The organism is Ancylothrix sp. D3o, assembly GCF_025370775.1.
Classification (GTDB): domain Bacteria; phylum Cyanobacteriota; class Cyanobacteriia; order Cyanobacteriales; family Oscillatoriaceae; genus Ancylothrix.
Genome location: NZ_JAMXEX010000053.1, coordinates 1 through 9,467 on the forward strand (window position 1 = coordinate 1; position 9,467 = coordinate 9,467).

Below are 9,467 nucleotides of genomic sequence, written 5' to 3' on the forward strand. Positions count from 1 at the left end.
GATGATGCCAATATTCGGGGTTGTCTAGGAATTTGTGCCCTCGGCAAAATCTATACAGATTCTAATGGCAGAAGAGAAGGAGGATACAGCCCAATCACAAATGCCTGGAAAAATAGCTATATCATCCCCAGCGAATATGTCAACCAAATTACAACCAGCTTCAACAAATTACGACCGCTAAGCGAACGCACTGGATATGCCATTGCCTTAACTACTTTTGGAGAACCGAGCATTGGACTATTCACTGAAGATTTATCGTGGGTCAAAGATTACAAAGTTCCAGTCAATGTAGCGCCTCCCACCGGCTCTAACGTCGTCAGATTTCCCCCAGAACCCGGTAGAACCTCAGCCCAACCAGACGATGAATTAGAGGATAATCCGCTGGAGGAATTAGAGGATGAATTGTCTACACCAGAAGATACGAGGTTCATCCAATAAATCCCCAGCGCCAAGAGGATTTTATGCGTTTATCAAATCCTTTTTGCCAGGCAAATACTAGCCAGCCCTTCAATAAAGCTCCTCCCCATTTACCCCATCCCAATTGACATCCAAACAACTCACAACTAAAACTATTCACAGGAGAAACACATGGCACCGCAACGTAATCCGAACTTCCCTAATCCCAATAGTGGCCAAGATGAAGTGTATCCTACTTGGACAATGCCGGCATCTGATAGTAATAATGTCACGATTGTCTATGAACCAGATGGCCAGGGTAATATGACGGTTTACGAAACAAAAACCGTTGTTGTTAAAGAACCCCTGAGCAATTACAGTTCCCGTAATCCCAAATTATTCAGGTCTCATGCCGGTGGGATGTTTAAGGCACTGGTGAAACAGCCGCATTAAGAGTGCAGAAACAATCTTTGCTGTTATTGGGTTATTGTTCACCTTGTGGCTAATTGTTGCAATTGGCTGGCGTGGGGTAACTTCTTCTCAAGCAAAAGCTACAAAAACGAATTCCCCTACACCGGCCTCAATTTGGTTCAGATAATGGAAACTTTGAAGAAATGGTGGAGTTGTCTGAACCCTACGATGAAACTGTTAGTCGTCATTGCAATAACTTCATTCATTCTGAACTTACTGAAACCGGGACGAATAACTTATCTGGGGGAGGAATCAGTAAGGAATGGTATTAAATCAATTCAAACTTCTACTCCCCCCAATACTGATAATTTACCCAGCGGTAATCCCAGAAAAGATACAAAAGCCGCTTGTGCAATACCAGATTTCTTTGGCAGAACAATTGATCTTTGCAAGGAACAGAAGAAATGAAACTCAAGTTTACTGTGGAGACAACTTATGAGGGGACAAGACCGGCATCAAAAGAAGCAGTACCACCGGCATCCCCCACCGAAATACCACAGTCACCGCGTAGCGATAGTGCTACACCCCCAATATCAGCATCGATGCCAGCATCCCAAAACCCCCACAAAAGAGAAGATTATCAATATCCACCACCGGCACCACCGGCACCTCCGCCATATCCACCACCACCATCGGCATCACAATATCCACCGGCACCGCCATATCCACCGACACCGCCATATCCATCGGCCCCGCCATATTCATATCCACCGGCACCACCACCACCACCGCCCCATCCATATCCAGCTTCCCCATTACCACCGGCACCGCAATATCCGCCACCTCCATATCCATATCCGCCACCCCCGTACTATCCCACAACATCACCGCCACCCCCGTACTATCCACCTCCACCGTACTATCCCCCAACATCACCGCCACCGGCACCACCTCCACCAGCAGCCCCTCCACAGAAGTCGGCACCACCAACTGATCTTGAAATCAATTCTGCGCTCGAAAATCGCAGCTATTTTGATTGTCTGTTTGGTTGGATTACAATTATTACCGGCACCAACTTGGGAAAAAATAGAAAATTTACCACCGGCTCAAATATTGCGCTCAATAGTAAACCCAACTGCCGCTCCACCAGTTCCTTCTTCAAAACAGCAATCATCAATTTTATTACATGGCCCACCTGTTTTTCCTCTAGCTGGAATATCAGGAAAAGATGCGGTGGCCGGTAGTATCCCCGGTGATTGCCGACATGATCGGAGCCTGCACCAGAAAACACGCCGGTGTTGATTACAGTGCTACTCCGGGGTGGCCGGTGCTTGCAATTGAAGCGGGAACAGTTAACGAAGTAAAACCCGATTCTCCTGTTGGTGGAATTATTGGAATTAAATCCACAAACTTAAATGAAGTTTATCGGTATGTTCATTTAGATCGTGATTCGGTGCGCCCATTTAAAGTCGGTGATTTTGTAGAAAAAGGAAGTGTTATCGGTTTAATTGGCCCTACCTTTCCTGGTTCTTCAGGGCCACACGGTCACTTTGAGAGATACTTAAATGGCAAATTAGATTGGAAAATCCATGAACATTTGAAAACAGCAGTTGCTCTCCCCAAACCATGAAACCCAATACTATTGCAGTGGTAGCGTTGGGTGTTCTAGGATTTGAAATATTCAGGAATCCCCCTACTACTATCGCCCAAAGTACAATCTTTAACTCCAACATCCCAGCCAACATTTCCACAAGAAAAATAGCATTATCTGCCGGCCATTGGATTTATGCTCGTTCTGAAACCGGCGCCCCTGGAGAAAAAGAAATGAACAAATTAATCGTCGAAGCACTCCAGCCAATGTTAGAGGAAACTGGGTGGAAAGTTATCCGTCCTGATTCACCGGCCATGATGAAAAAGTGGAATGTTTGGGAGCAATATATCGCCGACATTCCCACATTGGAAAATCAAAATTATCAAGTTCTGGAAATTCATGGTCAACCGGGTCGGTGGGGGACGGGGGTTATCGGTAATCCCCACGACCCCTTTGATCACAAACTAATCAAACAATTCGGGATTTTAAAAGCTGACCGAGGCCGGTATGGCGTGACAAGAGTTGGACGTAATGGCACGATTTTAGAAGCCTTTGCCTCAGACCAGCTTCCCTCAACTGCTGAGGGGAAACAAGAACTTGCTCAACAACTTGCTAGAACAATCACCGATGCTCTCAATGAACCATGAAATTTATTTCTATCATTGCTTTAATGATTTTAATAGCTGTTTGGTATGATGCTTCCCCAAGAAAATCCCAATCAAATGGCAAAAATACATCCAGCCTTTCCACTATCCCCACTATCCCCGCAGACAAGGTATTTGAGTATTTCACAGAAGTAACACTAAAGTCTGAGTTTGGCAGTTCAGATAGTGGGCTAATTAAGAAATGGATGGTTCCCATAAAGCTAGAGATAGCCGGTCTTCCCACTCCCGCAGATTTACAAACGGTGGAAGCTGTCACCCGTGAATTAAAACTACTGCGCCGATTACCGATTGAGGTAGTAAAAGCAAACACTGGGAATATGCGCGCTCCGGTTTACCCCAGAAGAAAACTTTAAGAAATTTATTCCCACTTATCAACCCGGTAATAGCGGTTTCTTCTGGTTGAATTGGGATGAAACCAAACAAATCACAGGCGCAGAGATTTTAATCTCCACCACAGGTCTCTCTCAAAAAGAACGTTCCCATTTAATCAGAGAGGAATTAACACAGGCATTTGGGTTGCCGGCGGATTCAGACAAATATCCAGAGAGCATATTTTATCAGCAATGGACTGAGATTACTGAGTATTCATCCCTAGATAAAAAGTTAATCAAAATGCTGTACAACCCGCAAGTTAAGCCGGGGATGAATGAAAGTCAACTAGAGAAGCTGTGGAGGGAGAACCGACTATGATTAATCCCACCGGCCTCTCCATCATTGCTCTTTCCACTTTAGGATTAGCTATTGTCGGTCAACCTATTTCAACACCGGCACCCAGACAACCAACTCTATCCAGTCACCCATTATCAGGAGCAGTTAAAAACGGGAATCTCCAAGCTTTCTTACAAACAATTGCTTTTGCGGAGGGCACTGCCAGCCCAGATGGCTATCGAATGATGTTCAGCGGCCAATTATTCAATTCTTTTAGTGAACACCCTAATGTCAATAATTGCTCACTTTATAAAGGGAAACCTTTGTGCAGTACGGCAGCCGGTAAATACCAATTCCTCAAACCAACGTGGGATGAAGTCGCTCGTAAATTGAACCTCAATGATTTTAGTCCCGAATCCCAAGATTTAGCTGCTGTCCAATTAATTAAACAGGCCGGTGCATACCAAGATATTCTGGCGGGCCGGTTTGATGATGCTGTATTTAAACTTGCACCTACTTGGGCATCTTTCCCAACGGCTGAAGGGAAAAGCTACTACAACCAACCATCCAAAAAGCTGACTGATTTACGCAGGGTTTACCTGGGGGCCGGTGGTAATTTCCAGTCCAAATAGCTACTGATAAAAAGATAAAACCATGACTGCCAAAAATGATGAATCTGCGATTTGCATAGATAAGAAGATAAAACCGCCCATGAAGGCGAGGCATTGACCGACCATTCTTATTAAGGATACACCGGCTATAAACGAGATTTCCATCCACAAATACTTTTTTAGGGCATTCTACTGCTCCTATGCCGTGTCCTCTACCGACACACCTGGAATTGGTTCTCTCAATCTGCTGTTTTTTTAAAGCTATTTGAGTTTCAAAAATAGCAAAATTTATAAAAGATTGGTTATAATATTAATCGTATTTACGAGTTAAGAAGCCCTATGCCAGAGATTACGAGATTTTACGGTATCATTATTAAAATTTTCTTTGCAGATCATCCGCCCCCGCATTTTCATGCAATTTATGGTGAATATAATGCTCTAGTTAGCATTGAAACATTAGAAATAATTGAAGGTGATTTACCTAATAGGGCTGAAAAGATGGTGATGGAGTGGGCCACTCTATACCAAAAAGAACTGTTGTCTATGTGGAACAACCAAGATTTTTGTAAACTTCCCCCTTTGAAATAATCTATCTATTATGAAACCTCCTCGTATTGTTTCAGCAAAAGCCATTGATAATCAAACTTTGGTTATAAAATTTACCAATAATGAATTCAGAAAGTACGACATCTCTAAATTGCTAGAGAATCCCATGTTTGCTAAATTTCGCAACCCTACGGTTTTAAAAAACTTTAGAATTGAGGAAGGTGGTTATGGGTTAGTCTGGGATGAAGATGTTGATATTAGTGAGTATGAGCTTTGGCAAAATGGAAAAAGTTTCACACCAGTTGATAGCAGATGAGATTGTCTAATTACTTATTCAACTTGAGCCTAGTAATTCGATAAAATACTAGGCAGCAGAGCTATCGCTGTTGCGGTATTTCTTGATGCAGAGCTAGGTAATGACGATAATCATTTGCCCATTCTATAAATAGAGCATCATCTGGTACTAACCCTTGATTGTATTGCTCAAAGAATTCTTCAGATTCCATCTGATGCCGTTTTTCATATAAACTCAACCGCTTTTGGACGGCAACTAAAGCATCTAATGGCGATGTGTATTCAATGGTTTTTTTACGCATTGGCTTTTTATCCCCTATGATGCCTGTTTAACTATATGCCCCTACTTTCGTGCTATTTAGCTATAAATTCTTTTGCCCATACAAAGGGAATATCTGCTGCCTCCGCAGCCGCTTTATCTTCTGGTCTGTCTCCCACAAACAAACACTCCGAAGCATTGTGTATGTCCCGCGCCAAAAGGAGCATCCCTGGCCCAGGTTTTCTGAATTTCCCCTGAAGCTTTAGCTCTACCGTCTGATTAGAAGTAGGACTATAGAGAATATGGTTGTCTTGCCAATCCTCGTTTCTCCAATAGCGTAGACATTTTTTACCTTGCAAATCAGGGCAGAAGTAGCATTCTTCAATCTCAGGGAAAAGTTCTAAGCAAAATCTCATCTCTTGCATAGCTTCTTGTAGGGTTTTATGGCCGGCTTCAACACCCCCTTGGTTGGAGCAAATAACAATATTCCAGCCATCTTGCTTGTATTGGGTTACAACTTTTTGTACACCTACAATAGGCTTTTGATCCCAAGGGTTCTGAACGAATCTCTGCCTTGACTTTGGTTTAACAAGAGTCCCATCTTTGTCAAGTAAAAGTAACGGTGGCTGAGTTGTCATTATTTTAGGTTGCCTACTAAATTTTGTTACATTGACTAAACATACATTTCCGTAATTCTGATTGGTTGATGGGCTTGAAAGTTTTACACTTTAAGCTTCTGGAGTAAGGGTCAACCCGCGATATACTTGCTCAATAGGGAATGAGAGATTGATGCTTTTTAGTTCAATGGTGTCACCGGCCCCGTAGTTAATAATCATCCATTGCCCTGCATCGTTTTTGTGGTATAGGTCGATTTCGATGGAGGTAGAGCTAACCAATAAGTAATCTTTCAATACCGGGTTATTTTGATACATTCTGAATTTACCACCCCTGTCGTAAGCTTCTGTGCTTTTGGAGAGAACTTCGACGATTAAGCAGGGGTAGGTAATATATTGGGTTGTTGTTTTATCCCGTTCGTCACAGGTGACGCTAACATCTGGATAGGTATAATTAGAGGTTTGGGCAATATTAACTCTCAGGTCTGAGGTAGCTGTTTCGCAACCACTTCCTTCTAAATGGGTAGTAAATAAAGTAATCAGTCGAGCGGCGAGGAGGCTATGATTTTTACTACCACCAGTCATGGCATAAACTTGGCCGTTAATCAGTTCATGTTTTTCTAGTTGCTGAGATTCCCAGACAAAATATTCTTCAGGGGTAAAGTTTGGGGGATTATCTTTGGCAGCGATCATAATGGGGATGGCTCCTCTATAGCTTAATTAATGATTTTATTTTATTCTAACAAACTTCTTTGAATTAAACCTTTATTAACTTATCCTGTGAGATTAGTATGATAAAAATAGCTTGGATTTTTTTGATTGTTGGCAAGCATAGAAATAATTTTTATTATTGATTAGGGAATAAAGTAGGTGAATTTTCCGTGCTACTGATTTACGGTATGACTGGCCTATTTTACAAGTTATAGAAACCAATATCTATCAAGTTTTTCGCTTCGGGCTTACTTTTTTCATACCCTGATTAAGCAACGCCGCCAACTGTACCTTGGTTTGATACGGATAAACTATTGCTAACCACCGGCACCCCAGGCTGAAAGTTCCCCACCCCTAATCCAAGAATAACTATCAAGCAGCAAGCAGACAAAATGCACACATAAAGCTCTCTGTGTTCTTAATTACAATCATCATCCATTCTGCACCATCCAAATCAGGATACCCAAAATTTGCTCAACCGGCAACAGGGGATAATCAGTCAAATCAATCGTAACCGTTTGCCCTTCGAGTTTCAGAAACCGCCAAACTGTACCACTTGTAACTGTTCCGTAAATCGTAGTTAGGGGCTGCTGTTTCTGTTGATTAAAGCGTTGAGCCGCCACCATTTCGGCTAAACATTGTCCTAATCCTGGTTTCAAGTCTTCCTTCTTCGCTTCCACCAAAACTACCGCCGGTGCCTTAATATACAACTGTTCTGGAGAGCGACTAATTAAAAAATCTACATAGCCGGTCAAATCAACCTCTGGCTGCACGTTAAACTCTTCACCAGAAAATATGCTAACTGCCCCATTAAGCTGACGTTTTACTTCTAATAAGATAGGATTAATAATGCCTTCTGAACGAGCTTTTTCACTACCTACCGCAACGGCCCAAGGCACAGTTTCTTTTAAGGTATCTTTGAGCAAAGAAGTTGGGTTAATTGGAGGAATTTCTGGCAAAAAGCGTTCGCCTTCAACAATCGTCAGTTGAAAATCATCTACAGCTTTACTAAGAGTAAATTTGCTATATGGCATACATTTTTACGCAAGACGCTGATAAAGGTCATGGTTTTTATTCAGGACATATTCTGTAGCCTTTTGATAGGATAAAAAAGACGGTTTAATACTAAGAATTAATTGCCCTTCCTGTTGAGTCAGTTCAACTTCTTGGCTATCTCCTAATAATTCTTTAGGAATTATAACTCCCTGCTCCGTAACTTTTAATTTCATGGGTTTATTCTTTGCTCATTTTATTAACTTTGATTATATCACTTACTCAGTAAAAGTGTAAATCGTTCAAAGACCAATTATCCTGGCCGACAGAATAACCTCACATTTCCTATAGACATTCGCCTCTGATGTAAGCCACCAGTTTCTACCAGTATCTTCGAGCGATGTCGAATACTGGTCATACAGTAATAAATATTCAATAAAGGTTAGGGTTAATTATTTTAAGCAACAATAAGCGCCAATTGTTTACAAGCATCCCAAGCAAATGCTTTTAAGAACCGGCCCTGCCAAATGCCTAACTTGTGCCATACCAGTTTTTAATAATCAGTTTCCCACTCATCCAATATCCAAGCCTCACCTTGAGGATATTCCCAAGGTGGAGCAGCAAACAATCGCATCAAACCGGCATCCTACTCAATATGAGTTTGGCCAAAACTTGTTCAACCGGCATTGCTCGGATATTCACCACTTAAGTCAGTTGTTGGCAAACATTCCAAGCAAACGCTTTTAAGAATCGGCGCTCCCAAATCCCTAACTTTTTCCATACCAAGCTTAAATAACCATCCGTCGCCCATTCACCCGATATCCGAGCCAAGCCTTGAGCATATTCCCAAGGTTCAGAAGCAAACACCCGCATCACACCGGCACCCCACTCAACATCATCATCCGAGTAGGTCGGTGGTGGTGGTGGTGGAGAGGCCGATGGTGGTGCTTGATTATTGGCCATTTCTTCCAGCACCTCTGGTAGATAGATTTCAGCAAAGAACCGAGCAGTATCATCTAGTTGGGGGGGTGTTAGTTTTCCTTTTAAAGCTTCTATAAGGGAAATTAACACCCTCTTCACCGGCTCAAACCCACCCATCACACTGGCCATCTGGCTGATTCTTCCCCGTGTCACCCCCACCGCCGCTGCAATGCTAGAAGTCGTACAGGCAACACCGGCAGCCAAAGCATCCCACATAGAAGAAATCATGGCCCTTTCACGCTGAACCCCCTTAGTAGCCGCCGCCAAACAAATATCAGCAACATCCACAAATTCAACCGAACAACCTGGATAAAACCTCTCAAGCTCAATGGCCACATTCTGAGGATACTGATCTGATACCAACCAGCAGGTCTTAGGTTTATCTGATAGCTGGGCTCTTAACCGGCCCACCAATTGGACAACCTCCGCCATCACCAACCGTTCCACCCACCGGCCAAAACTACCACCAAGATGTGTTGGTTCAACAGCTTGACCTCTTGTTGCTGCCCATGCCATCGCTAGTGCCCCCAGGTTGGGGAGTGGAGAACCGATAGCAATCAACTGGTCACAATCACGGAAAGCATTACTACCTCGATTATCCAAGAACCAGTAGCCAGAAATTGTACTTGAAATATTGGTCAGATATTTCTTGAATTCAATTATGCCGGTGCTCTCTGGAAAGAATTGTGTGAGTGAAGTGATTAAATGGTTGATTCTCTGTTGCTGGCTAAATACACCCTCGGTTTC

The 9,467-nt window shown here is 42.8% G+C and carries 18 protein-coding genes; 11 read left to right on the forward strand and 7 right to left on the reverse strand.

Annotated elements, in window-relative coordinates; all coding sequences use genetic code 11:
- The 3 genes from NG798_RS25930 to NG798_RS25940 form a co-directional block, all read left to right on the forward strand.
- A partial coding sequence (locus tag NG798_RS25930) for a hypothetical protein (protein ID WP_261226619.1) occupies positions 1-438 on the forward strand: 438 nt, incomplete at its 5' end.
- Positions 439-588: 150 nt separating this feature from the next.
- On the forward strand, positions 589-849 hold the full coding sequence (locus NG798_RS25935; RefSeq protein ID WP_261226620.1) for a hypothetical protein: 261 nt from the start codon (positions 589-591) through the stop codon (positions 847-849).
- Between the two features lie 161 nt (positions 850-1,010).
- Positions 1,011-1,139 (forward strand): hypothetical protein, encoded by a 129-nt coding sequence (locus tag NG798_RS25940; protein WP_261226621.1) that lies wholly within the window; start codon positions 1,011-1,013, stop codon positions 1,137-1,139.
- 247 nt (positions 1,140-1,386) lie between these two features.
- Here the strand turns inward: NG798_RS25940 and NG798_RS25945 are convergent, their stop codons facing one another.
- Positions 1,387-1,794 (reverse strand): hypothetical protein, encoded by a 408-nt coding sequence (locus NG798_RS25945; RefSeq protein ID WP_261226622.1) that lies wholly within the window; start codon positions 1,792-1,794, stop codon positions 1,387-1,389.
- Between the two features lie 9 nt (positions 1,795-1,803).
- Between NG798_RS25945 and NG798_RS25950 the strand changes: the two genes are divergently transcribed.
- The 8 genes from NG798_RS25950 (at position 1,804) to NG798_RS25985 (ending at position 5,184) form a co-directional block, all read left to right on the forward strand.
- Entirely contained in the window at positions 1,804-2,109 is a 306-nt protein-coding gene (locus NG798_RS25950) for a hypothetical protein (protein WP_261226623.1), read from the forward strand.
- Entirely contained in the window at positions 2,072-2,437 is a 366-nt protein-coding gene (locus tag NG798_RS25955) for a M23 family metallopeptidase (RefSeq protein ID WP_261226624.1), read from the forward strand. Before NG798_RS25950 ends, NG798_RS25955 begins: the two co-directional genes overlap by 38 nt.
- Positions 2,434-3,045, forward strand: a complete 612-nt coding sequence (locus NG798_RS25960; protein ID WP_261226625.1) for a hypothetical protein — start codon at positions 2,434-2,436, stop codon at positions 3,043-3,045. The genes NG798_RS25955 and NG798_RS25960 overlap by 4 nt, the downstream gene beginning before the upstream one ends.
- On the forward strand, positions 3,042-3,416 hold the full coding sequence (locus NG798_RS25965) for a DUF2927 domain-containing protein (protein ID WP_261226626.1): 375 nt from the start codon (positions 3,042-3,044) through the stop codon (positions 3,414-3,416). The genes NG798_RS25960 and NG798_RS25965 overlap by 4 nt, the downstream gene beginning before the upstream one ends.
- Positions 3,417-3,462: 46 nt before the next feature.
- Positions 3,463-3,753, forward strand: coding sequence for a DUF2927 domain-containing protein (locus NG798_RS25970; protein ID WP_261226627.1), 291 nt, complete (start codon positions 3,463-3,465; stop codon positions 3,751-3,753).
- Positions 3,750-4,343: a glycoside hydrolase family 104 protein gene (locus NG798_RS25975; RefSeq protein ID WP_261226628.1), complete on the forward strand. Its 594-nt coding sequence runs from the start codon at positions 3,750-3,752 to the stop codon at positions 4,341-4,343. The genes NG798_RS25970 and NG798_RS25975 overlap by 4 nt, the downstream gene beginning before the upstream one ends.
- Before the next feature lie 318 nt (positions 4,344-4,661).
- Positions 4,662-4,910, forward strand: coding sequence for a DUF4160 domain-containing protein (locus NG798_RS25980; protein ID WP_261226629.1), 249 nt, complete (start codon positions 4,662-4,664; stop codon positions 4,908-4,910).
- A 10-nt stretch (positions 4,911-4,920) separates the two neighbouring features.
- Positions 4,921-5,184 carry a DUF2442 domain-containing protein gene (locus tag NG798_RS25985; RefSeq protein ID WP_261226630.1) on the forward strand — a complete coding sequence of 88 codons (264 nt, stop codon included), beginning with the start codon at positions 4,921-4,923 and terminating at the stop codon, positions 5,182-5,184.
- A gap of 61 nt (positions 5,185-5,245) precedes the next feature.
- Here the strand turns inward: NG798_RS25985 and tumA are convergent, their stop codons facing one another.
- The 6 genes from tumA to NG798_RS26015 all read right to left on the reverse strand — a co-directional run.
- Complete coding sequence (gene tumA / locus NG798_RS25990; protein ID WP_261226631.1) at positions 5,246-5,464, reverse strand: antitoxin TumA; 219 nt, start codon at positions 5,462-5,464, stop codon at positions 5,246-5,248.
- A 52-nt stretch (positions 5,465-5,516) separates the two neighbouring features.
- Positions 5,517-6,059 (reverse strand): HAD-IIIA family hydrolase, encoded by a 543-nt coding sequence (locus tag NG798_RS25995; protein WP_261226632.1) that lies wholly within the window; start codon positions 6,057-6,059, stop codon positions 5,517-5,519.
- A 90-nt stretch (positions 6,060-6,149) separates the two neighbouring features.
- The gene (locus NG798_RS26000; RefSeq protein WP_261226633.1) at positions 6,150-6,728 is read right to left on the reverse strand and encodes a Uma2 family endonuclease; all 579 of its coding nucleotides are present in this window, start codon (positions 6,726-6,728) and stop codon (positions 6,150-6,152) included.
- Positions 6,729-7,177: 449 nt separating this feature from the next.
- Positions 7,178-7,780 (reverse strand): hypothetical protein, encoded by a 603-nt coding sequence (locus NG798_RS26005; protein ID WP_261226634.1) that lies wholly within the window; start codon positions 7,778-7,780, stop codon positions 7,178-7,180.
- A 6-nt stretch (positions 7,781-7,786) separates the two neighbouring features.
- Positions 7,787-7,975: a hypothetical protein gene (locus NG798_RS26010; RefSeq protein WP_261226635.1), complete on the reverse strand. Its 189-nt coding sequence runs from the start codon at positions 7,973-7,975 to the stop codon at positions 7,787-7,789.
- A 469-nt stretch (positions 7,976-8,444) separates the two neighbouring features.
- Positions 8,445-9,467 (reverse strand): hypothetical protein (locus tag NG798_RS26015; protein ID WP_317619638.1); only part of this gene is annotated, 1,023 nt, incomplete at its 5' end.